The sequence below is a fragment of the Mangrovibacter plantisponsor genome, from assembly GCF_003182475.1.
GTDB classification, from domain to species: Bacteria; Pseudomonadota; Gammaproteobacteria; order Enterobacterales; family Enterobacteriaceae; genus Mangrovibacter; species Mangrovibacter plantisponsor.
The window spans coordinates 253,125-277,214 of record NZ_QGTS01000005.1 but is presented as its reverse complement, the minus strand read 5'-3'; the positions used below and the strand labels follow the sequence as shown (position 1 = coordinate 277,214).

Annotated in this window: 20 protein-coding genes; 4 read left to right on the top strand and 16 right to left on the bottom strand. The window is 51.1% G+C overall.

The window, feature by feature from the left end; translation table 11 throughout:
* Positions 1-129: 129 nt before the first annotated feature.
* The 12 genes from nuoL to DES37_RS09985 form a co-directional block, all read right to left on the bottom strand.
* Positions 130-1,968 carry an NADH-quinone oxidoreductase subunit L gene (gene nuoL, locus DES37_RS10040; RefSeq protein WP_036115968.1) on the bottom strand — a complete coding sequence of 613 codons (1,839 nt, stop codon included), beginning with the start codon at positions 1,966-1,968 and terminating at the stop codon, positions 130-132.
* Positions 1,965-2,267 carry an NADH-quinone oxidoreductase subunit NuoK gene (gene nuoK / locus DES37_RS10035; RefSeq protein ID WP_036115971.1) on the bottom strand — a complete coding sequence of 101 codons (303 nt, stop codon included), beginning with the start codon at positions 2,265-2,267 and terminating at the stop codon, positions 1,965-1,967. Before nuoK ends, nuoL begins: the two co-directional genes overlap by 4 nt.
* Positions 2,264-2,818, bottom strand: coding sequence for an NADH-quinone oxidoreductase subunit J (gene nuoJ, locus DES37_RS10030; RefSeq protein WP_036115972.1), 555 nt, complete (start codon positions 2,816-2,818; stop codon positions 2,264-2,266). The genes nuoK and nuoJ overlap by 4 nt, the downstream gene beginning before the upstream one ends.
* Before the next feature lie 10 nt (positions 2,819-2,828).
* Positions 2,829-3,371, bottom strand: coding sequence for an NADH-quinone oxidoreductase subunit NuoI (nuoI, locus tag DES37_RS10025; RefSeq protein WP_110025697.1), 543 nt, complete (start codon positions 3,369-3,371; stop codon positions 2,829-2,831).
* Positions 3,372-3,385: 14 nt separating this feature from the next.
* Positions 3,386-4,363: an NADH-quinone oxidoreductase subunit NuoH gene (nuoH, locus tag DES37_RS10020; protein ID WP_036115976.1), complete on the bottom strand. Its 978-nt coding sequence runs from the start codon at positions 4,361-4,363 to the stop codon at positions 3,386-3,388.
* Positions 4,360-7,086 carry an NADH-quinone oxidoreductase subunit NuoG gene (gene nuoG / locus DES37_RS10015; RefSeq protein WP_110025760.1) on the bottom strand — a complete coding sequence of 909 codons (2,727 nt, stop codon included), beginning with the start codon at positions 7,084-7,086 and terminating at the stop codon, positions 4,360-4,362. The genes nuoH and nuoG overlap by 4 nt, the downstream gene beginning before the upstream one ends.
* A gap of 85 nt (positions 7,087-7,171) precedes the next feature.
* Positions 7,172-8,515, bottom strand: coding sequence for an NADH-quinone oxidoreductase subunit NuoF (nuoF, locus tag DES37_RS10010; protein ID WP_036115978.1), 1,344 nt, complete (start codon positions 8,513-8,515; stop codon positions 7,172-7,174).
* Positions 8,512-9,012 carry an NADH-quinone oxidoreductase subunit NuoE gene (gene nuoE, locus DES37_RS10005; RefSeq protein ID WP_036115983.1) on the bottom strand — a complete coding sequence of 167 codons (501 nt, stop codon included), beginning with the start codon at positions 9,010-9,012 and terminating at the stop codon, positions 8,512-8,514. Before nuoE ends, nuoF begins: the two co-directional genes overlap by 4 nt.
* Positions 9,013-9,014: 2 nt before the next feature.
* Positions 9,015-10,826: an NADH-quinone oxidoreductase subunit C/D gene (gene nuoC / locus DES37_RS10000; protein WP_146211506.1), complete on the bottom strand. Its 1,812-nt coding sequence runs from the start codon at positions 10,824-10,826 to the stop codon at positions 9,015-9,017.
* A gap of 84 nt (positions 10,827-10,910) precedes the next feature.
* Entirely contained in the window at positions 10,911-11,585 is a 675-nt protein-coding gene (nuoB, locus tag DES37_RS09995) for an NADH-quinone oxidoreductase subunit NuoB (protein ID WP_036115987.1), read from the bottom strand.
* 15 nt (positions 11,586-11,600) lie between these two features.
* Positions 11,601-12,041 (bottom strand): NADH-quinone oxidoreductase subunit NuoA, encoded by a 441-nt coding sequence (nuoA, locus tag DES37_RS09990; protein WP_110025696.1) that lies wholly within the window; start codon positions 12,039-12,041, stop codon positions 11,601-11,603.
* A 602-nt stretch (positions 12,042-12,643) separates the two neighbouring features.
* A complete protein-coding gene (locus tag DES37_RS09985) occupies positions 12,644-13,576 on the bottom strand; it encodes a LysR family transcriptional regulator (RefSeq protein ID WP_110025695.1) in 933 nt (310 codons plus the stop codon).
* Between the two features lie 1,049 nt (positions 13,577-14,625).
* On the opposite strand from DES37_RS09985, the gene DES37_RS09980 reads away from it, so the two are divergent.
* Together DES37_RS09980 and yfbR are read left to right on the top strand one after the other, a co-directional pair.
* Positions 14,626-15,843: a pyridoxal phosphate-dependent aminotransferase gene (locus DES37_RS09980; protein ID WP_036115996.1), complete on the top strand. Its 1,218-nt coding sequence runs from the start codon at positions 14,626-14,628 to the stop codon at positions 15,841-15,843.
* An 81-nt stretch (positions 15,844-15,924) separates the two neighbouring features.
* Positions 15,925-16,524 carry a 5'-deoxynucleotidase gene (gene yfbR, locus DES37_RS09975; protein WP_036115998.1) on the top strand — a complete coding sequence of 200 codons (600 nt, stop codon included), beginning with the start codon at positions 15,925-15,927 and terminating at the stop codon, positions 16,522-16,524.
* A gap of 55 nt (positions 16,525-16,579) precedes the next feature.
* Here the strand turns inward: yfbR and DES37_RS09970 are convergent, their stop codons facing one another.
* The 4 genes from DES37_RS09970 to yfbV all read right to left on the bottom strand — a co-directional run bounded on the left by DES37_RS09970 (position 16,580) and on the right by yfbV (position 20,264).
* Positions 16,580-18,412, bottom strand: coding sequence for an SLC13 family permease (locus tag DES37_RS09970; RefSeq protein ID WP_110025694.1), 1,833 nt, complete (start codon positions 18,410-18,412; stop codon positions 16,580-16,582).
* Between the two features lie 132 nt (positions 18,413-18,544).
* The gene (locus DES37_RS09965; RefSeq protein ID WP_110025693.1) at positions 18,545-19,207 is read right to left on the bottom strand and encodes a sugar phosphatase; all 663 of its coding nucleotides are present in this window, start codon (positions 19,205-19,207) and stop codon (positions 18,545-18,547) included.
* Positions 19,208-19,221: 14 nt separating this feature from the next.
* Positions 19,222-19,716, bottom strand: a complete 495-nt coding sequence (locus DES37_RS09960) for a YfbU family protein (protein ID WP_036116005.1) — start codon at positions 19,714-19,716, stop codon at positions 19,222-19,224.
* 92 nt (positions 19,717-19,808) lie between these two features.
* Positions 19,809-20,264 carry a terminus macrodomain insulation protein YfbV gene (yfbV, locus tag DES37_RS09955; RefSeq protein WP_036116007.1) on the bottom strand — a complete coding sequence of 152 codons (456 nt, stop codon included), beginning with the start codon at positions 20,262-20,264 and terminating at the stop codon, positions 19,809-19,811.
* 334 nt (positions 20,265-20,598) lie between these two features.
* Here yfbV and ackA point away from each other — a divergent pair, with 334 nt between their 5' ends.
* Together ackA and pta are read left to right on the top strand one after the other, a co-directional pair.
* Positions 20,599-21,801 carry an acetate kinase gene (ackA, locus tag DES37_RS09950; protein WP_110025692.1) on the top strand — a complete coding sequence of 401 codons (1,203 nt, stop codon included), beginning with the start codon at positions 20,599-20,601 and terminating at the stop codon, positions 21,799-21,801.
* A 90-nt stretch (positions 21,802-21,891) separates the two neighbouring features.
* On the top strand, positions 21,892-24,033 hold the full coding sequence (gene pta / locus DES37_RS09945) for a phosphate acetyltransferase (protein ID WP_036116012.1): 2,142 nt from the start codon (positions 21,892-21,894) through the stop codon (positions 24,031-24,033).
* Positions 24,034-24,090 lie beyond the last annotated feature (57 nt).

Here is a 24,090-nt window from a genome sequence, read left to right as displayed (position 1 = left end):
TATCTGATGGTGAGACTGTTGCCACACGCCATGCATTGCACGCCGTCACGCCAGCCACACCATAAGAACAGGAAAAACAGCACAACATAATTTTCAGGGAAACAGGTTTCGCCGCTCCCCTGATATCCATTAATGCAACACCATCAGCAGTGCCAGCACCACAACAGCACCAATGCTCATGGACGCAACATACCAACGTAAATGACCGCTTTCGCTTAGCAGCAAACCTCTGCCTGCAAAACGCGACAATATCGCCGGAATGTTCATCAGTGCATTCAGTGGGTCACGTTGCAGCAACCAGCCAATCGCTTTAAATGGTTTGACGAAAATGGCGTCATATAACCAGTCAAAGCCCCAGGCATGGAACCACCATGTGCTGAAGAAACGCCCCGGTGCGCTTTTGGCAACCGCACTGACCAGAGTACGTTTACCCAGCCACAACCAGGCAGCAATCAGGATGCCGATAATCGCAACGGCCCCGGAGGTCATTTCCAGTGTTGTTTTTCCTGCATGCCCCAAATCGCTTTCCGGCAACACGCCAGCCAGCGGTGGCGTAATTAATGCCCCCACGAAAGTAGACAGCACCAGCAGCACCAGCAACGGCAGGTGGTGGGTGATACCTTTTCCGGCATGAGCATGAATTTTCTCTTCGCCATGGAACACAATGAAGATCATACGGAAGGTGTAAATTGAGGTGAGGAATGCCCCAACCAGCCCGGCCAGCATCAGGTTCTGGTGGCCACTGGCAAGCGCGCCCCACAGAATCTCATCTTTACTGTAGAAACCTGCGGTAATCACCGGCAACGCAGACAACGCCGCGCCACCCACCAGGAAGCAGACATAAACCAGTGGAATCGACTTACGCAAGCCGCCCATTTTAAAGATGTTCTGCTCGTGGTGGCATGCCAGGATAACGGAGCCTGAAGACAGGAACAGCAACGCTTTGAAGAACGCGTGGGTCATCAGGTGGAAAATCGCCGCATCCCATGCCTGTACCCCAAGGGCCAGGAACATGTAACCAATCTGGCTCATGGTTGAATAAGCCAGCACACGTTTGATATCTGTCTGCACCAGTGCGGCAAAACCCGCCAGCACCAGCGTAACTGCACCAACAATACCCACCAGATGAAGCACCTCTGGTGTCATAAGGAACAGGCCATGGGTACGGGCAATCAAATAGACCCCGGCAGTTACCATGGTTGCCGCGTGGATCAGTGCGGAAACGGGGGTTGGGCCAGCCATGGCATCAGCCAGCCATGTCTGCAACGGTAACTGAGCTGATTTACCCACAGCACCACCCAGCAGCATCAACGTTGCCCACTGCAACATAGTGTTGCCCGCAGCAAAGTGTTGCGGCGCCAGTTCCACCATTTCGCGGAAATTCAGCGTACCGAGTTCGTTATAGAGAATGAACAGCGCGAAAGCCAGGAATACGTCGCCCACACGGGTAACGATAAAGGCTTTCATGGCTGCAGCCCCATTTTTCGGGTCGGTATAGTAGAAGCCAATCAGCAGGTAAGAACACAGCCCCACACCTTCCCAACCCAAATACATCAGCATCAGGTTATCGGCCAGCACCAGAATCACCATGCTGGCAATAAACAGGTTGGTATAGGCAAAGAAGCGCGAATAGCCTTCTTCGCCGCGCATATACCAGGATGCGAACATATGGATTAGGAAGCCAACCCCGGTCACGACAGACAGCATCGTCAGTGACAGGCCATCCAGCACCAGGTTGAAGGCGACGGTAAAGTTACCCACCGACATCCAGGTCCACAAAGGCAAAGTAAACGCCTGCTTACCGTGGTTGAAGAAATCCATCCCCGCCCATGCGGTGACTAAAGCGGCCAGCCCTACAGAGCCAACCCCCACCGTTGCAGACAGGTTTTCTGACCAGCGCCCACGCGAAAAGGCCAGCAATACATAACCAAGCAGTGGCAGGAAAAAAGTTAACCAGAGCAGATTCATCCGCGCATCTCACTTACTGAATCGATATTCAGATTCTGGCGACGACGATGGAGCTGCAACAGCAGCGCCAGACCAATACTGGCTTCCGCCGCAGCAAGGGTAATCGCCAGGATGTACATTACCTGCCCTTCCGGCTGCCCCCAATAACTGCCCGCCACGACAAATGCCAGTGCGGCAGCGTTGATCATTACTTCAAGGCTAATCAGCATAAACAGCAGATTGCGACGAATCATCAGCCCGGTCAGGCCAAGGACAAAGAGAATGGCCGCAAGAATGAGCCCATGTTGTAGCGGTATCATGCGCGTTCCTCCGATTTTCTTGTTGCCATATCACCAGAGCGGTTACTGATGACTTCGCCCTGGCGCTCTTCGCGGCCAATATGGAAGGCAACGACCAGCCCGGCCAGCAGCAGCATGGATGCCAGCTCAACAGCCAGAACGTACGGGCCAAATAAAGCAATACCGACCTCTTTGGCATTGATGGCTGCGCCGTCAATCCCCTGGTCATTCAGCCCCATAATGCCTTTCACAATGACAAACAACAGCACCGCACTCAGGATGCCAGGGCCAATCCACAATTGCGGCTTGAGCCAGGCGCGTTCTTGCTCCACAACCGAGTTGCCAAGGTTAAGCATCATCACCACGAACACGAACAACACCATAATGGCGCCCGCGTAAACGATGATTTCCAGCGCACCGGCAAAGTAAGCGCCCATGGAGAAAAACACACCAGCGATAGACAACAACGACACAATCAGATACAGCAACGCGTGCACCGGATTGGTATGCGTGATCACCCTCAGGGTGGTCAGGATGGCCACAAGGGCACAAAGATAAAATGAAAATTCCATTCCCGACTCCTTAAGGTAACAGGCTCTTGACGTCGATAGGTTTGGCTTCGTTTTCCGCCTGGCCTTTATCTTTTCCGTCAATTGCCATGCCAGCCATACGATAGAAGTTATATTCCGGGTATTTACCAGGCCCGGAAATCAACAAATCTTCTTTTTCGTACACCAGGTCCTGACGCTTGAATTCACCCAGTTCAAAATCCGGCGTCAACTGAATCGCGGTTGTAGGGCAGGCCTCTTCACACAGACCGCAAAAGATGCAGCGTGAAAAGTTGATCCGGAAAAACTCCGGGTACCAGCGGCCATCTTTCATCTCTGCTTTTTGCAGAGAGATACAACCTACCGGGCAGGCTACCGCACATAAGTTACAGGCAACGCACCGCTCTTCACCATCCGGGTCGCGGGTGAGCACAATACGCCCACGGTAACGCGGTGGCAGATAAACCGGCTCTTCCGGATACATCCGGGTTTCACGCCTGGCAAAAGCGTGTAACCCTATCATCCAGATACTGCGCAGTTGGGTGCCGAAACCAACCACTAATTCTTTCAATGTCATGGTTTTTTCACCCCTTAAGATGCCTGCCAGAGAATAACCGCAGCGGTTACCAACAAATTAATCAGAGTCAGTGGCAGACACACTTTCCAGCCAAAGGACATCACCTGGTCATAACGTGGGCGCGGCAGTGCGGCACGAATCAGAATAAACATCATCATGAAGAACGCGGTTTTCAGCGCGAACCAGATGAATGGCGGTAACCAGGGACCATTCCAGCCGCCAAAGAACAGGGTGACAATCAACGCAGAGACCGTCACGATGCCGATGTATTCCCCCACAAAGAACAAACCGAACTTCATCCCGGAATATTCAATATGGTAACCATCTGCCAGTTCCTGCTCAGCTTCCGGTTGGTCAAACGGGTGGCGGTGGCATACCGCCACACCCGCAATAGCAAAGGTGATAAAACCAAAGAACTGCGGCACGATGTTCCACAAATGCGCCTGGTTGTTCACAATGTCGGTCATATTGAATGACCCCGCCTGTGCCACCACACCCATCAGGGACAAACCGAGAAACACTTCATAACTCAGCGTTTGTGCAGAAGCACGCATTGCGCCCAGCAGTGAGTATTTGTTGTTGCTGGACCAGCCAGCAAACAACACTGCGTAAACCGCAAGCCCTGCCATCATCAGGAAAAACAGAATCCCGATATTCAGGTCTGCCACCACCCAGGTGGGGCTTACCGGCACAATCGCGAACGCCAGCAACAATGAAGTGAACGCAATCATCGGTGCCAGGGTAAAAATAACCCGGTCGGAGAAGCGCGGGATCCAGTCCTCTTTAAAGAACATTTTGATCATGTCGGCTGCTAACTGCAGCGACCCGCCCCAACCCACACGGTTTGGCCCGTAACGGTTCTGGAACAGACCCAGCAAACGGCGTTCACCAAAACTCATGAAGGCACCGCACACCACCACAACCAAAATAATAACCACCGCTTTCAGCACACTGAAAATGACGGAGAGAACTTCAGGTGTCAGCCAGCTCATGCTTGTGCCTCCTGCAGATTACTCAGTTGTGCCCCAGCCAAAACTGGCGCAACGCCCGGCATCCCCATCGGCAGGCCAACCTGCCCGGCAGCCAGCCCGTCACTCAACTGAACCGGCAGACGCAGGGTTTGCCCGTCGACAGTGAAGCTCGCAACCGCACCTTCGTTAATACCAAGGTTTGCGGCATCCGTTGGGTTCAGGCGTAACACGGCAACCGGCATACGTTTCTGGAAAACCGGCGAGCGCTGCGATAACTCATCGCTGCCAAACAGGTGGTAATAAGGTGCAACACGCCACTGGCCAGCAACCGCAGCAAACGGTTGTGGCACTGTGGTGAACCAGGCAGCCTGATTGTCTGATGGTTCAATCAGGCGCACACCCGGGTCGCCAAAGCGTAAGTGGCCGCCCACTTCGTCCTGGAATTTGTTCCAGGCTTGTGGTGAGTTCCAGCCCGGAGCCCAGGCAAATGGAACTTGCTGGCGCTGTGCACCAGGCTGGTTGTTCCCTTCCATTGAGAAAGCGAACATGGTGTCCTGGTCTTGTGGCTGGCGAGGTTCATGGACACTGATATTGGCGCGCATCGCCGTGCGCCCACTGTAACGATGAGGTTCACGCGCCAGTTTTTGCCCACGGATACGGAAGCTGGCTTCCGGCGCGGCTTCTTTGATACCAGCCAGTTGCGGGAACTTCGCGATGCAGGCGTCAATGACGTGATCAAGCTGAGTCCAGTCCACAGCACGGTTTTCTACCATGCTGTGTAACGAATGCAGCCAGCGCCAGCTTTCCAGCATCACCCAGTCACTGTGGTAATAAGCCGGGTCGAACACCTGGAAGAAACGCTGTGCGCGGCCTTCGTTATTCACCACGGTGCCATCGCTTTCTGCGAAACTTGCCGCAGACAAGACCAAATGCGCGTGGTCCATAATTTGGGTACGCTGATGGTCAATCACCATCACCAGCGGTGCTTTACTGAGCGCTGCATCCACCCGGGATGCACTGGCGTGGCGGTGCAGGTCATTTTCCAGGACAATCACTGCATCAGCATTGCCGTTTTCCAGCTCGCTGAGCGCGGTATCAAGTGAACCACCACCCAGCATACCCAGGCCAACGCTGTTCACTGAACGTGCCACCAGAGTAATACCAACATCGGCACCGCGATTTTTCAGCGCCGTCGCCACATTACCTGCTGCTTCCAGTAATGCTTCACTCCCGGCGTTAGTACCGGAAATAATCAGTGGTTTTTTCGCACCAGCCAGCGCCTGAACAATAACATCAACTTTGTTTTTCAGGTCATTGTTGGTGAGTTCAACCGCCGGTGCTGAGCTGTCCAGCGCACTGGCAATGGCAAAGCCAAGGCGCGCCTGATCTTCAACCGGAGCACGGTAGGTCCACGCGGCAATATCATCAAGGCGAGTGCTGTCGACGTTAGTAACAAACAGCGGGTGCTTGGCGTGCTGCCCAATATTGAGAATGGCGGCGATTTGCCAGTCGGCCACTTTTTGTGCCGCTGCCATTTCGCGCGCTTTGCCTTTTACTGCCTGGCGCACAGCCAGTGCAGCACGGGCACCGGTTTGAGTGAGGTCTTCACCCAAAATCAGCACCGCGTCATAGCTTTCAATTTCACGCAGTGACGGCGTACGAACACCGCCTTCGCGCAGAATACTCAACATACGCTGCAGACGGGATTGTTCACCAGCGGCAATACCGGTATAGAAGTTGCCTTCACCCACCAGTTCACGCAGCGCGAAGTTGCTTTCCACACTGGCGCGTGGTGAACCAATACCAATCACGCGTTTAGACTGGCGCAGAATATCTGCCGCGCCCTGCAAGGCCTGCTCAGCATTGACCGCGATAATATCGTCGCCGCGGCGTTGCAGTGGCTGATGCGGGCGGTCTTCGCGGTTGACATAACCGTAGCCAAAACGCCCACGGTCACACAGGAAGTAATGGTTTACCGAACCGTTATAGCGGTTTTCGATACGGCGCAATTCACCATAACGCTCACCCGGGCTGGTGTTGCACCCCAGGCTGCACTGCTGGCAAATGCTCGGCGCAAACTGCATATCCCATTTACGGTTATAACGCTCTGAGTGAGTTTTGTCGGTAAATACGCCGGTTGGGCACACTTCTACCAGGTTGCCGGAAAATTCACTTTCCAGCGTGCCGTCTTCCGGGCGGCCAAAATAGACGTTGTCATGTGCGCCATAAACACCCAGGTCGGTGCCATCGGCATAATCTTTGTAGTAACGGACACAACGATAACAAGCGATGCAGCGGTTCATTTCATGGGAAATAAACGGCCCCAGCTCCTGGTTTCTGTGTGTACGTTTAGTAAAACGATAACGGCGGAAGCTGTGGCCGGTCATCACTGTCATATCCTGAAGATGGCAGTTACCACCCTCTTCACAAACAGGACAATCGTGCGGGTGGTTGGTCATTAACCATTCCACCACGCTTTCACGGAATTGCTTCGCTTCATCGTCTGCAATTGAAATAAAGGTACCGTCTGACGCTGGTGTCATACAGGACATCACCAGGCGACCACGGGTATCTTCGGCATTTTGGTATTGCTTTACCGCACACTGGCGGCAGGCACCCACACTCCCCAGTGCCGGGTGCCAGCAAAAGTACGGAATATCAAGGCCGAGAGAGAGACACGCCTGCAACAGGTTGTCTGCACCATCTACCTCATACTCTTTGCCGTCTACATGAATCGTTGCCATAGTCAGCATGCTTCCATCAGGCCTGACACTGTCAGGCGTTAATCAAAATTCGGTTTGCGGCGCTCACCCGCTTGCGGGTTGCGGCTTACCAGCGCGCTTTCAACAGGTTTGGCTGTATCCCGTTTATCAATCGGGTATTGTTAAAGTCCTGCTGAATACCTGCTTCAAATTCTTCGCGGAAGTATTTAATCGCGCTTTGCAAAGGCTCAACGGCCCCTGGCGCATGGGCACAGAAGGTTTTGCCCGGGCCCAGTGAACGGCACAACTGCTCAAGCGTTTCGATATCGCCCGGCTGCCCTTCACCTTTTTCAATGGCACGCAAGATTTTTACACTCCACGGCAAACCATCGCGGCATGGCGTACACCACCCACAGGATTCCCGCGCAAAAAACTCTTCCAGGTTGCGCACCAGGGAAACCATGTTGATTTCGTGGTCAACTGCCATCGCCAACGCTGTACCCAGGCGGCTTCCCGCCTTACCAATGCTTTCAAATTCCATTGGCAAATCAAGATGAGCATCAGTCAGGAAGTCAGTACCTGCGCCACCAGGCTGCCAGGCTTTAAACTTCAGGCCATCACGCATGCCACCGGCATAATCTTCAAGAATTTCACGGGCAGTGGTACCAAACGGCAGTTCCCAAACACCGGGGTTTTTTACCCGACCGGAGAACCCCATCAGTTTGGTGCCATTATCTTTGCTCTTGCCCGCCGAAATGCCCTGATACCATTCAAGCCCATCGGCCAGAATTGCCGGAACATTACACAGGGTTTCGACGTTGTTAACACAAGTCGGCTTACCCCAGACGCCAGCACTGGCCGGGAATGGCGGTTTGGAACGCGGATTGGCGCGACGGCCTTCCAGTGAGTTAATTAACGCCGTTTCTTCACCGCAAATATAGCGCCCGGCACCGGTATGCACGAACAGCTCAAAATCAAAACCAGAACCGAGGATATTTTTCCCCAGTAACCCGGCTTCGGTGGCTTCCGCAATGGCACGGCGTAAATGCTGAGCGGCCTCAATATATTCGCCACGCAGGAAGATGTAGCCACGGTACGCTTTCAGCGCAAATGCCGCGATAAGCATCCCTTCCACTAACAAGTGAGGGAGTTGCTCCATCAGCATACGGTCTTTATAAGTGCCGGGTTCCATTTCATCGGCGTTACACAGCAGGTAACGGATATTCATGGATTCGTCTTTCGGCATCAGGCTCCATTTGAGCCCGGTGAGAAAGCCCGCACCACCACGGCCTTTCAGCCCGGAGTCTTTTACCAGGCTGACGATTTCATCCGGTGCCATTCCTGTCAGAGCCTTACGCGCACCTTCATACCCATTCTTGCTGCGGTATTCATCCAGCCAGACAGGTTGTTTATCATCACGCATCCGCCAGGTCAGCGGATGGGTTTCGGCAGTACGAATAATCGTCTTCATTTATACTGCTCCAGAAGTTCCGGGATAGCCTCAGGCGTAAGATGGCTGTGGGTATCCTCATCAATCATCATGGTCGGCCCTTTGTCGCAGTTACCCAGACAGCAGGTCGGCAGCAGTGTAAAACGGCCATCAAACGTGGTTTGGCCCGGTTTGATTTCCAGGTGTTTTTCAATGGCGGACTGAATGCCCTGGTAACCCGTGATATGGCACACCACGCTATCGCAATAGCGAATAACATGGCGGCCAACAGGCTGGCGGAAGATTTGGCTGTAGAATGTCGCCACACCTTCAACATCACTGGCGGGAATACCCAGTAAGCCGGCGATTTCATTAATTGCGCCATCGGGCACCCAGCCACGCTGTTTCTGGACGATTTTCAGCGCTTCAATGGACGCCGCACGCGGGTCTTCATAATGATGCTTTTCGTGCTCAATCGCCTCACGCTCTGCGGCACTCAGTGCAAAGGCACCCGTTTGGGGTTGTTGATTATCGTGCATAATTAGCGGTCCACATCTGACATAACAAAATCGATACTCCCCAGATACACAATCAGGTCAGAAACCAGACTGCCGCGGATAACCGACGGGATCTGTTGCAGGTGAGCAAAACTTGGCGTACGTACACGGGTACGGTAGCTCATAGTGCTGCCATCACTTGTCAGGTAGTAACTGTTTATCCCCTTCGTTGCTTCGATCATCTGGAAGGATTCATTGGCCGGCATAACCGGGCCCCAGGATACCTGCAGGAAGTGGGTGATCAGGGTTTCGATATGTTGCAACGTGCGCTCTTTCGGTGGCGGCGTTGTCAGCGGGTGATCCGCTTTAAACGGCCCTTCCGGCATATTGTTCAGGCACTGTTCCAGAATACGCAGACTCTGGCGCAACTCTTCGACTTTGAGCATCACACGGGTATAGCAGTCGCTCACGCCACCACCAACCGGGACTTCAAAGTCGAAGTTTTCGTATCCGGAATATGGGCGGGCTTTACGCACATCGAAATCAATCCCGGTAGCACGTAACCCGGCCCCCGTGGTTCCCCAGGCCAGTGCTTCTTTCGCACCGTAGGCAGCAACCCCCTGCGAACGCCCTTTAAGAATGGTGTTACGCAACGCGGCTTTTTCATAGCTGGCCAGGCGTTTTGGCATCCAGTCGAGGAATTCACGCAGTAAACGATCCCAGCCGCGCGGCAGGTCGTGCGCCACACCACCAATACGGAACCAGGCCGGGTGCATACGGAAACCGGTAATTGCTTCAACCAGGTCGTAAATTTTCTGGCGGTCGGTAAAGGCAAAGAACACCGGGGTCATGGCGCCCACGTCCTGAATAAACGTGGAGATATACAGTAAGTGGCTGTTAATGCGGAACAACTCAGACAGCATAACGCGAATCACGTTAACGCGATCAGGCACGGTTATACCGGCAAGCTTTTCCACTGCCAACACATAAGGCATTTCGTTAACACAACCGCCCAGGTATTCAATACGGTCGGTATAGGGAATGTAGCTATGCCATGACTGGCGTTCACCCATTTTTTCCGCACCGCGGTGGTGGTAACCAATGTCAGGAACACAGTTAACGATTTCTTCGCCATCGAGCTGCAAAATAATGCGGAACGCACCATGCGCAGAGGGGTGGTTCGGCCCGAGGTTCAGGAACATGAAATCTTCATTTTCCGTGCCGCGCTTCATACCCCAGTCTTCGGGTTTGAAGGTCAGCGCTTCCATTTCCAGGTCTTCTTTCTGTTTGGTCAGTTCAAACGGATCAAACTCGGTCGCACGGGCCGGGTAATCTTTACGCAGCGGGTGGCCAGACCAGGTAGGCGGCATCAGAATACGGCGCAGATTGGGGTGACCGCTGAAGGTTATCCCAAACATTTCCCAGGTTTCACGTTCATACCAGTTGGCATTCGGAAACAGGCTGGTGAATGTGGGTACCGTCATATCATTTTCCACCAGCGCAACCTTCAGCATAATGTCGCGGTTACGGTCAATGGAAATTAAGTGATAGAAGACGGAGAAATCAGCAGCGGGCAAGCCTTCACGGTGGGTTCTGAGGCGCTCATCCATGCCATGTAAGTCAAACAGCATGACATAAGGCTGAGGCAGTTTTTTCAGGAAATCGCCAACTTCGAGTAACTGTTCACGCTTCACCCAAACTACCGGTACGCCGGTACGTGTTGCCTGCACAGTAAAAGCATCTGGCCCAAAACGGTTACGCAATTCGCCAATGACCGGATCATCCAAGTGATCCCTGGTTTGCCAGACGGGTAAAACCGCCTCTTGCGTGGTTAAATCGGTCATATTGTTCACCATTGCAAATGGTTTTTTGGTGACCGAAATGTGGCGTTGCGCTATTAATTATTGATATGCAAGTAAATGCCACATTTCGCTGTTCTTTTAAATCTCGTCCGGTGTACGCAGGTTTTTCACCGCAATACGCTCACCGCGTTTGCGTTCACGCTCAGATTGCATATTGGCGCGATAAACACCCTGGTCACCAACCACCCAGGACAGTGGGCGACGTTCTTTCCCAATGGACTCCTGCAACAGCATCAGTGCCTGCATGTAGGCTTCAGGACGCGGCGGGCAACCCGGAATGTAAACATCGACGGGTAAAAATTTATCCACGCCCTGCACTACTGAGTAAATATCGTACATGCCGCCAGAGTTGGCGCAGGCCCCCATGGAGATAACCCATTTAGGTTCGAGCATTTGGTCATACAGGCGTTGAATAACCGGTGCCATTTTAGTGAAGCAGGTACCAGCCACCACCATCAGGTCCGCCTGGCGAGGAGAAGCACGTAATACTTCCGCCCCGAAACGCGCTACGTCATGCACAGCGGTGAAAGAGGTCACCATTTCTACATAACAACAGGAAAGGCCAAAGTTATACGGCCAAATTGAGTTTTTACGCCCCCAGTTGACCATGTCGTGCAATGCATTTTCCAGTTTGCCCAGATAAACACTGCGATGAACATGCTGCTCCAGGGGATCAGTTACAATCTCCTGTTTTTGAAGGGGGTAACGGTCGTTCTCACCGTTAGGATCTATGCGGGTGAGCGTATAATCCATCTTATTGCCTCGCAGTTAGCGTTGACTAGTGTGGCTGTCAGTTTCCGGGTTAACCATCTGGCGACGGGAACGTGCAGGCGTCCAGTCCAGTGCACCAATACGCACCAGATAAACCAGACCTGCCAGCAGCACTAAAATGAAAATGGCGGCCTCGACAAAACCTACCCATCCGCTCTCGCGAATCGAGGTTGACCAGGCATAAAGATAGAGTGCTTCAACATCAAAGATGACGAAGAACATGGCGACCAGATAGAACTTCGCTGAGAGGCGCAACCGGGCGGACCCAACGGAATCAATACCCGATTCGAACGGTGTGTTTTTGTAACGGGCACGGGCTCTGCCGCCCAGTAACCAGCCACCAACCAGCATAAAGGCGCACAGGCCTAATGCGACGATAAAAAAAATTGCGAATGCCCAGTGATGAGCGATGATTTCAGTGGATGTCGACATACTCATTGCTTACTCATCAAAAGTGGTAAACTGACCTCTGCACAGGTTCACAGAGATTCACCACATCGATTCATGGGGAGGAACAGAAAACCTGACACCGGCTGCTATGATTTTCTTATGACCAGCCTGATGCTGTGGTTTTTTACTCCTTTTCATAACCTTTTGTCAACTTTAACAAAAGTATCATCACATTAGTTTACATTTGACTACAAGCCTTAACATTTGATGCTCAGGTCGCCATTTTTCCCTGCTAACTGATGAATATTCATACTGTTGAATCGAGTCCGTTCATGATATGGCCTGCGATGTCTCTTTATTCTGGCAGGAAATCTAAGGGATTCCTCCCCCCAAGAACGAGTATTTTCTTGATCTGAGACACGCTTTTGTTAATTCAACCAATAAATCAGCAACAATACCCTGTCAATATTTAACATAGACCCAGATTTTGCTACCTGCACGAAACTATCTCAATTGAATAAAAAACAAACAACGCCCATGTTTTTATAATGGTTTTCCCCAGGGGGGGCCTGAACAGGCAAAAATGATGGGCAAAAAAAAAGCTTTCAAAGCAGAATTTGCCTTAAAAGCTTTTTATTACAAAGCAAGAGTTAGCCGGGAAGTTCGCTATCCTGCCACTGTTTTTCACCACCAACGGGTTGTGTGTAGTGCCACGGGTCCTGGTAATCTTTGAGTGTGTGAAACAGTGTTTGCACTAACTCATTTTCTTTTTTGCCGTTAAAACAGACACTGTATTCGGTGTCGGGCAGTGAAGGCAGCCCATCGGTATCGACCAGCACCCGTAGTTCCGGGCTCATCATTTCCACGGGCCTTGCGGTTACTCCCAGCCCGGCTTTAACCGCCGCCCGCACTGCCGCAAGCGTTGATGCAACATAAGCAACCCGGTAATCAACCTGCGCATGTTCCAGGTGTTTAAAAATCATATCTCTGTAAGGGCTGGGCTCGTCGAGAAGCACCAGGGGCACAGGCTCCCCCACCGGGAAAATAAAATCGGCCGAGCAATACCACAGGGTGGGAGAACGCCGCAAGACAAAAGATTCGGCCCACTCAGGAGCAGAGGTAGTCAGAATAAGATCGAGTTCCTGGCTATTGAGCATTTCAACAATATAAGGATTGCGTTTTACACAGATATCCAGAGTAAGTTTAGGATAAACAAGACTTATTCTGCCCAGTAAAAATGAAAGCAACGTATCCGCTGACTCATCTGACGCCCCCAGAGACAAATTGCCCTGAATATTACTGAATAACAGTGACATACAGGCTTCGTCATTAAAACGTAATATTTTGCGGGCGTAACCCAGTAACTGGATACCATGCTCAGTCAGAAGTTTATTACGCCCGTGGCGGACAAATAATTCTTTGCCAACCAATTGTTCCAGGCGCTGCATCTGTTGACTGACAGCGGATTGCGTACGCGAAACAGCTACTGCAGCCGCAGCAAAAGTATTTAAATCCGCTACGGCAACAAACGTCCTGAGGAGATCGAGGTCAAGGTTTAGTATCGTGCGAGTAGAATTTATCATAATGATTCACTGTCCGGGGCTCGTAAATGAGCTGCCCTTATCTTTTGCTATGTGAGTGAAACAACAAAGCAATTCCATTTGAACTTGGCTTCCTGCCAGATAAAAACCCATCGTGTTTTCATTTCGTAGTTATTTGTGTATTACGAATTTATGAAGCTTATACACTACGGGTGGTCGTAAGGCTTTGCTTCGCCTTCAACAGGCGCTATTTGCTTCGCTTTCCTTTACGCTTTGACTGCAAAATGTTCCTGGTAAAAATGGCTGTTTGCCAGGCCACCATACCGGGCAATCTGTTGGTACAAGATACCGAGACTACAGTCATCGTACCAGTGGAAATAATTAAATAAAGGTAATGTTTGTAAAGGCTGTGCGACATTTCCGGTAAAAGCACAACTGTACAGACGAAACAGAACAATAATTACTTGAGTGACTAATCAAAGAATAGAAAAGGCAACGCCTCAATTCTATTTAGATATCAAGGATCTCATAATAATAATCGCCAGTAATAACCTGCTCCGCCCCATTAACACCACTTTTCAGTAATAACCGTACCATACCCAGGTATTTCTGATAAACAAGATTGAACCCATATTGATATCAATTAATTATAGTGAGCAGGCCAATTGCCTCCAGCGAGATGGTTTTTTTGATACTGTGATATGCAGAGAGCCTCATTTATCCAGCCTGGCACTACTATTAATTAAAATTTTTTAACTTTTTGTTTATCTGTTTTCTACCATTCATCTTTATTGATAAACAAAATTCAACATTCATGGTTCTGCTAATTTTTATAAGCAAACAATAAATCTACTTATCCAAACAACGGCAATATTAAACACCAACAAAACAACCGTTAACCAATTAATCAAACTACATCAACCCAATCCATCGCCACAAAAAACCAGTCAAGATTATTATTTATCAACGTGTTAGGTAACAAAATCCATACAGATATCTGCACCTGCCCTTCAAAAGTGCAACGCCGAAGAGTACATTGTCGCCAGCGGCCTTCCACGGCAGGAAGCGCCGAAAACAAAGTAAGGTGTACCATGTCCCCGATTATTGAAAAATCCAGTAAACTCGATAACGTCTGCTATGACATCCGTGGGCCTGTTCTTAAAGAAGCGAAACGCCTCGAAGAAGAAGGCAACAAAGTTCTCAAGCTCAACATCGGCAACCCTGCGCCATTTGGTTTTGAAGCGCCTGATGAAATTTTGGTGGATGTAATTCGTCATCTTCCCACATCTCAGGGTTACTCTGATTCCAAAGGGCTTTATTCTGCGCGCAAAGCGATTATGCAGCACTACCAGCAGCGTGGAATGCGGGATGTCACGGTTGAAGATATCTATATTGGTAATGGGGTATCTGAGCTGATTGTTCAGTCCATGCAGGCCTTGCTGAACAGCGGTGACGAAATGCTGGTTCCCGCACCTGACTACCCACTCTGGACTGCCGCCGTTTCCCTTTCCAGTGGTAAGGCCGTTCATTACCTGTGTGATGAATCTTCCGACTGGTTCCCGGATCTTGACGACATCCGCGCCAAAATCACACCGCGTACCCGTGGTATTGTGATAATTAACCCAAACAACCCGACAGGTGCTGTCTATTCACTGGATGTTCTCAAAGAGATTGTTGAGATTGCCCGGCAGCATAATCTGGTTATCTTCGCCGATGAGATTTACGACAAGATCCTCTACGACGATGCACAACACCACTCTATTGCCGCACTGGCTCCGGACCTGCTCACTGTAACCTTTAACGGGTTATCAAAAACCTACCGGGTTGCAGGCTTCCGCCAGGGCTGGATGGTGCTGAATGGCCCGAAAAAACATGCTAAAGGTTACATTGAAGGGCTGGAGATGCTGGCCTCAATGCGCCTGTGTGCCAACGTGCCGGCACAACACGCTATTCAAACAGCGTTGGGTGGGTACCAGAGCATCAGCGAATTTATTGTGCCGGGCGGGCGTTTGTATGAACAACGTAACCGGGCATGGGAGTTAATTAACGATATTCCCGGCGTGAGTTGCGTGAAACCCAACGGGGCGTTGTATATGTTCCCGAAAATTGATGCGAAACGCTTTAATATCCATGATGACCAAAAAATGGTGCTGGACTTCCTGTTACAGGAAAAAGTGTTGTTAGTTCAGGGGACTGCTTTTAACTGGCCCTGGCCGGATCATGTACGCATTGTAACCCTGCCACGGGTTGACGAACTGGAACAGGCTATTGATAAATTTGGCCGTTTCCTTGGGCATTACCACCAGTAGTACCCGCAAGCCAAAAGCATTGCATCTTCTGGTGCGCAGCGACACAATGGCCTTCTTTTGTACAGAAGGTCATTGTGAATCATGAGCCAGAGCCATTTTTTTGCCCACCTCTCCCGCCTCAAGTTAATTAACCGCTGGCCACTGATGCGCAATGTTCGCACTGAAAATGTGTCAGAACACAGTTTACAGGTGGCGATGGTGGCCCATGCACTGGCCGCTATCAAAAACCGTAAATTTGGTGGGACGCTTAATCAGGAGCGCGTTGCCTTACTGGCGATGTACCACGATGCCAGCGAAGTGCTGACCGGTGACTTGCCAACCCCGGTGAAATACTTCAATTCGCAAATTGCCCATGAATATAAGGCAATCGAAAAAATCGCCCAGCAAAAATTATTGCAGATGATCCCGGATGAACTGCAGGATATTTTCACCCCGTTGCTGGATGAACAGTATTACAGCGATGATGAAAAACACATTGTCAAACAGGCCGATGCGCTTTGTGCTTATCTGAAGTGTCTGGAAGAGCTTTCTGCCGGGAACAATGAATTTTTACTGGCAAAAGGCAGGCTCGAGAAGACGCTCAGCGAACGCCACAGTGAAGAAATGGAATACTTTATGCGGGTGTTTGTCCCCAGCTTCCATTTATCCCTTGATGAAATCAGCCAGGACACCCCACTCTGAGCATCGAGTGGTTGCGCCCGGTAAACCCGTGCCGGGCGCAACAATGTGCCGTGTTTCAAAATGGGAATAACACCGGTACAAGCACCACACACACCACCATAACCAGCAGCGTGAAGGGAACCCCTATTTTCACGAAATCGCTGAACTGGTAATTCCCCGGCCCCAGTACCAGGGTATTTACTGGCGATGAAACTGGCGTCATAAATGCTGCTGACGCGGCCATTGCCACAATCATGGCAAACGGATAAGGCGAAACCCCCATTGATTTGGCCGCAGCCAGCGCGATAGGTGCCATCAGTACCGCAGTTGCCGTGTTGGAGATAAATAGCCCAATGGCCGCACACATAACAAACAGGCATACCAACATAATATAAGGCCCGTATCCGCCTCCGACTTCCATCAGGCCTTTCACAATCAAATCCACCCCGCCCGTTTTCTGTAAAGCCAGCGCGAATGGCATCATACCGACAATCAAAATAATGCTGGGCCAGTGAATAGCTTTATAAGCGCTTTGCGCATCAATACACCGAAATTTCCCCATCAACAGGCAGGCGATAAGTGCCGCAATCGTGTTAGGAATTTCATCAGTCAGCATCATGGCAACCATTAACGCCAGGCAGAAAATGGCATGGGGCGCCTGACTATGTGCAGGTGAAGCTACGCTCTCTTCAACGGGTAAATTCAGCACCAGGAAATCACGCTTTTTCTGGCCCAGAATGCGAATCAGCTTCCAGTCCCCCACCACCAACAAAATGTCGCCCAACTGTACCGGCTCATCAAGAATGTTGCCTTCCATCGCTTCACCACCACGGCGCAGGCCAACAACATTCAGCCCATAACGTGAACGAAAGCCAATCTCACGCACGCTTTTTGCCGCCAGTTCAGATTCCGGTAACAGAGACACTTCAGCCATGCCCACATCCTGCGCCTGATCAGAAAAATACTCACCACGCAAAATCATGGGCTCCAGCATTTGTTCAGCGCAAAACTGGCGCAGGTCGACATCAGAGGCGGACATATCAATCAGGAGTACATCGCGATCGCGCAGCTCTGTAACCCCATTAACGTTCACAATAACCCGGCGGAATTTACGCCAACGTTCAACACCAATAATGTTCGCCCCATAGTGCTCACGCAGTTTCAGGTCATCCAGGCGGCGGCCCATAAGCGGCGACCCCGGGCGAATAGCCAGGCGGCGAGCGCGCCCGCTCAGCCGGTAGTCTTTGATCAGGTCGCGGAAAGTACGGCGTTTCCAGCGCTCTTTCGTGCCGTGATCACTTTCGCCACGGAACGCAAAACGCACCAGTAACATATAGAAGATACCCAGCACCAGAACGGCCAGGCCAATAGGCGTTACGCTGAAGAATTGAAAGCCCTGCAAACCTTCACGCAACAGTTCACTGTTGATAACCAGGTTAGGCGGGGTGGCAACCAGCGTCATCATGCCGCTGATAAGCCCGGCAAATGCCAGCGGCATCATTAAACGGCCTGGGGGGATTTGCATACGACCAGAAACACTCAGAACCACGGGGATAAAAATCGCGACCACACCCGTTGAACTCATGAAGGCTCCGAGCCCCGCCACGGTGAGCATCAGTAACACCAGCATTTTGGTTTCGCTACTGCCTGCCATTTTCACCAGCCAGGCACCCAGCGCTGTCGCCACACCGGTGCGCACCAGCCCGTCGCCAATAATAAATAAAGCCGCAATCAGGATAACGTTCGGGTCACTGAAGCCAGACAGCGCTTCATTCAGCGTTAACGTACCACTCAACACAAAAGCAACAATCACCAACAACGCCACCGCATCCATACGAATTTTTCCGGTGGCAAAGAAAAAAACAGCAAAGCCCAGTAAGCACACTACCCAAATCAGTTCGCTGTTCACAACTTGTCCTTGTTTGCTGAAGTGAAACGGATATTGCCAGTCCGCTGGCAATGCGTCAGTGAAAAAAAACGCCTGAAATAATCTCAGGCGTTTTAGTGTACAAAAGAAAAGTGTAATAAATAGCGGGCTAAATCAGGATTCGCGCTGTTTTAACACCACTTCACCACGAACGGTAACCTCAACAACCAGTTGTTCAAGGCTGGACAGGCAGAAATCAACGCGGTCAAGCCCGGGAGCATCACCCGGAACGTTGACTGCCGCCACATGGCAACCTGCTGCCAGGCCAGACAACACACCTGCAGCAGCATCTTCAACAACCAGGCATTCTGACGCAGGCAGGCCAAGTAATTTTGCCCCCAGTAAATAAGGGTCTGGTTCAGGCTTCCCCTTACTCACTTGTTCTGCAGTCACGAACACTTTTGGTGTGGGCAGGCCTGTAGCGCTGTGGCGTGCACTGGCTACAGGGACAGAGCCCGATGTAACAATGGCCCAGGGAATTTCGTTGGCATCTAAATAGTTCAGCAACGCGATCGCCCCGGGTAATGCAGTAATCCCTGTGGTGTCGGACGCTTCCAACGCTTCCAGCGCATAAAATTCTCGCTGGATATCCTCTTCAGAAGCACCAGCCATGAAATGCCGCAGTGAAGTAATGGCCTGTTTCCCGTGAATGAAATCAAGAATGTCCTTATGCGGGATGGCAAACCGGTCGCCCCAACTACACCAGGCTCTTTCGACCGCAGGCAACGAGTCAACCAGAGTACCGTCCAAATCGAACAAAAATCCTTTACACTGCACTACGGTATCTCCTGTCAGGCATTAATAATTTGGTTGATTTCATTGCTGCTCAGGTGGTACTGGCGCGGGCAACTTTGCCAGGTTTTGAGCATACGCAGGTATTTTTCCCACATTGGGGTTTGCGCGTTAAACCCGTGTGTACCAGCATCAAAATGGGTATAACGCCCTTCCGTGTTCACCATAAAGCGAACATAGCTCAGGAAACGGGCCTCTGTTGCGGCATCAAACCCAAGGAACGTTACCCGGCGTTCATCAATGTTTTCGCCATCTTTCAGATTGCCCCAGGAAACCTGCAACGCATGGTACATTTCCATGATGTCGATAATGGTGCGACAGGTTTCTTCCGTTAGCTGACCAAACTCCCGGTCAAGTTCACGCATCTGCAGGCCAAAACCACGCTCAACAATGGTTTGCAGGCGGCGGTAACGTTCTGCGTTATCCGGGTCCAGCAGGGTCATCATTTTGTATTGGTTAGAGAGAATAAGCCGTTGGGCATTGGTCATTTCCATTTCACAACTCCTGTATCAGGCTAACGCACTGAAATAACTCTGTTAAACCACAAAAAATACCTGCCTTCTTTTATATGCGTAATTAGCCGGGATTACAAATCATCAAGAAATGTTTTGTCCAGTTGCCTGAAGGCGCGCTTCAGTGTGTCAGCCAGTGCCTGGTAATCCGGTTTGCCTTCTACAGGCGCCAGCGCCTGGCCTGCTTCTTCCAGCTTGCTGCGCACTTCATAAAACCAGTTAAGGATAGAGGGCGGTAATGGCGTAACGGAACGTTTCCCCAGCCACCACAGGCCCTGCATCGGCAAGCTGACGGCAAACAGTGCTGTCGCCACGGCAGGCCCCAACTGACCGCCGAGTGCAATTTGCCAGGTGAGAGTGAATACCGCGATGGGTGGCATAAAGCGGATGGCAAACCGGGTGGCGCGAATAATGCGGTTCTCTACGAACACCGGAGCGAGGCGCTTTTCCATGGGCCACGTTTTCGCATAATGCTGCCCCTTACGAAATAAACTGAGGCCACTGACGGAACGTTTTTCGGGTGTGGACATGGTTTCACCTCAACTTCACATATAAAAATTCAAATTTTTGTGCAAAATACCAACTTCTAATGACAAGGTTCAAAATATTTTGTCATTTCCTGGTGCGATCAGTTATCCTGTCCGGGCCATGAGGCCGTAGTGGAGAACTGCCGGTTGCCATACTTTCACAAGCGCCAACTCAGGCGGAAAAAAAGTGAAAATGGCGTAAACTCATGAATATTTGTTCGTCGTGCCAAAAAACGTTTCGGGCATGACGTTAATCATAAATGTCAGCGTCATCTTGCGCTACGATGAAAGACTCACTGACGTTTTTTTAGCCACGTATCAAATAATAGGTACTTCCATGTCGAGTAAGTTAGTACTGGTTCTGAACTGCGGTAGCTCCTCACTGAAATTCGCAATCATCGATGCAACTAATGGTGACGAGTACCTCTCTGGTTTAGCCGAATGCTTCCACCTGCCTGAAGCACGCATCAAATGGAAAATGAGCGGTAATAAAGAAGAAGCGGCACTGGGTGCCGGCGCTGCGCACAGCGAAGCGTTGAACTTCATCGTTAATACCATTCTGGCACAAAAACCTGAACTGTCTGCCCAGTTGGTCGCAATTGGTCACCGTATTGTTCACGGTGGCGAAAAATACACCAGCTCTGTTGTCATTGACGATACTGTTGTTCAGGGTATCAAAGATGCGTCCTCTTTTGCACCTTTGCATAACCCGGCGCACCTGATTGGTATCGCTGAAGCACTGAAATCATTCCCGAATCTGGCCAACAAAAACGTTGCCGTTTTCGACACCGCGTTCCATCAGACCATGCCGCAGGAATCTTACCTGTATGCGCTGCCGTACAGCCTGTACAAAGAGCACGGCATCCGTCGTTATGGCGCTCACGGCACCAGCCACTTCTATGTAACTCAGGAAGCGGCCAAAATGCTGAACAAACCGGTTGAAGAACTGAACATCATCACCTGCCATCTGGGCAATGGTGGTTCTGTTTCTGCAATCCGTAACGGGAAATGCGTTGATACCTCCATGGGTCTGACCCCGCTGGAAGGCCTGGTAATGGGTACACGTTCTGGTGATATCGACCCGGCTATCGTGTTCCATCTGCATGACACCCTGGGTATGAGCATTGAACAGATCAACAAACTGCTGACCAAAGAATCTGGTCTGCTTGGTCTGACTGAAGTCACCAGCGACTGCCGTTATGTTGAAGATAACTACCAAACCAAAGATGACGCAAAACGCGCCATGGACGTTTACTGCCACCGCCTGGCGAAATACATCGGTGCATACACTGCAATGATGGAAGGCCGTCTGGACGGCGTTGTATTCACCGGCGGTATTGGTGAAAACGCTGCGATGGTTCGTGAACTGTCTCTGGCTAAACTGGGTGTTCTGGGCTTTGAAGTTGACCACGAACGTAACCTGGCTGCCCGTTTTGGTAACTCTGGTTTCATCAACAAAGAAGGCACCACTCTCGCCATGGTCATCCCGACCAACGAAGAACTGGTTATCGCGCAAGACGCGCTTCGCCTGACTGCTTAATATCTTCACCGCCAGCCTCGCTGGCGGTGCTGTTTTAACGACACTCCCAATGCGCCTGCCAGCAGGTGCCAGTGTGAAAGAGGATTCAACGTGTCCCGTACTATTATGCTTATTCCTACCGGAACCAGCGTAGGCCTGACCAGCGTCAGCCTCGGTGTTATCCGCGCTATGGAACGTAAAGGCGTTCGTTTAAGCGTCTTCAAACCAATCGCTCAGCCTCGTACTGGCGGCAATACTCCGGACCAGACCACCACTATCGTGCGTGCCAACTCCAACGTGACTGCTGCTGAACCGCTGACAATGCACCATGTTGAGTCTCTGCTGTCCAGCAACCAGAAAGACGTGCTGATGGAAGAGATTATTGCCCGCTACCACGAAAACACCAAAGATGCGGAAGTGGTACTGGTTGAAGGTTTGGTTCCAACACGCAAACATCAGTTTGCGCAGTCTCTGAACTATGAAATTGCCAAAACCCTGAACGCTGAGATTGTTTTCGTTATGTCTCAGGGTACTGATACAGTTGAGCAAATTCAGGAACGTATTGAGCTGACCCGCAACTCTTTTGGCGGCAGCAAAAACACCAACATCACTGGCGTTATTGTTAACAAACTGAATGCTCCGGTTGATGAACAAGGTCGTACCCGTCCTGACCTGTCTGAAATCTTTGATGATTCCAGCAAAGCTAAAGTAGTCAGCATTGATGCCAAAGTTCTGGCAGAGAAAAGCCCGCTGCCAGTTCTTGGCGGTATTCCGTGGAGCTTTGATCTGATTGCGACTCGTGCTATCGACATGGCGAAACACCTGAATGCCACCATCATCAACGAAGGTGACATCAATACCCGCCGTGTGAAATCCGTGACTTTCTGTGCTCGCAGTATTCCTCATATGCTGGAACATTTCCGTCCGGGTTCACTGCTGGTAACTTCTGCTGATCGCCCTGACGTTCTGGTTGCAGCCTGCCTGGCCGCAATGAATGGCGTTGAAATTGGCGCACTGCTGCTGACTGGCGGCTACGAAATGGACGAACGCATTGGTAAACTGTGCGAACGTGCTTTCGCAACCGGCCTGCCTGTATTTATGGTTAGCACCAACACCTGGCAGACTTCTTTAAGCCTGCAGAGCTTCAACCTGGAAGTACCGGCTGATGACCATGAGCGTGTTGAGAAAGTTCAGGAATACGTTGCCAGCCACATCAGCAGCGACTGGATTGAGTCTCTGACTGCAACGTCTGAACGTAGCCGTCGCCTGTCTCCGCCTGCTTTCCGTTACCAGTTAACTGAACTGGCACGCAAAGCGGCTAAACGTATCGTGCTGCCAGAAGGTGATGAACCGCGTACTATTAAAGCGGCGTCTATCTGTGCTGACCGTGGTATCGCCACCTGTATCCTGTTAGGTAACCCGGAAGAAGTGAACCGTGTTGCAGCTTCTCAGGGCGTTGAACTGGGCGCAGGTATCGAAATTGTTGACCCGGATGTAGTACGTGAAAGCTATGTACCTCGCCTGGTTGAACTGCGTAAAAACAAAGGTATGACCGAAGCTGTTGCCCGTGAACAACTGGAAGACAACGTTGTTCTGGGTACTTTGATGCTGGAACAGGATGAAGTTGATGGCCTGGTATCTGGTGCGGTTCACACCACTGCCAACACCATTCGCCCGCCGCTGCAGTTGATTAAAACTGCACCAGGCAGCTCACTGGTTTCTTCTGTTTTCTTCATGCTGCTGCCGGAACAGGTTTATGTTTACGGTGACTGTGCAATCAACCCGGATCCGACTGCCGAACAACTGGCTGAAATCGCAATTCAGTCTGCTGATTCTGCAATTGCTTTCGGTATTGAACCGCGCGTTGCTATGCTTTCCTACTCTACTGGTAACTCTGGTGCCGGTAGCGATGTTGAGAAAGTTCGTGAAGCAACTCGCCTGGCTCAGGAAAAACGCCCGGACCTGGTTATCGATGGCCCGCTGCAATATGACGCAGCAGTTATGGCTGATGTGGCAAAATCCAAAGCGCCGAACTCTCCGGTTGCTGGCCGTGCCACTGTGTTCATCTTCCCTGACCTGAACACTGGTAACACCACCTATAAAGCCGTACAGCGTTCTGCCGACCTGATTTCCATTGGGCCGATGCTGCAGGGTATGCGCAAACCGGTTAACGACTTGTCCCGTGGCGCGTTGGTAGACGATATTGTTTACACCATCGCACTGACCGCGATTCAGTCTTCTCAACAAAGCTAATGATTTGTTGAAAGCCATGTGAAAAGGCAGCCTGCGGGCTGCCTTTTTTATTTGATA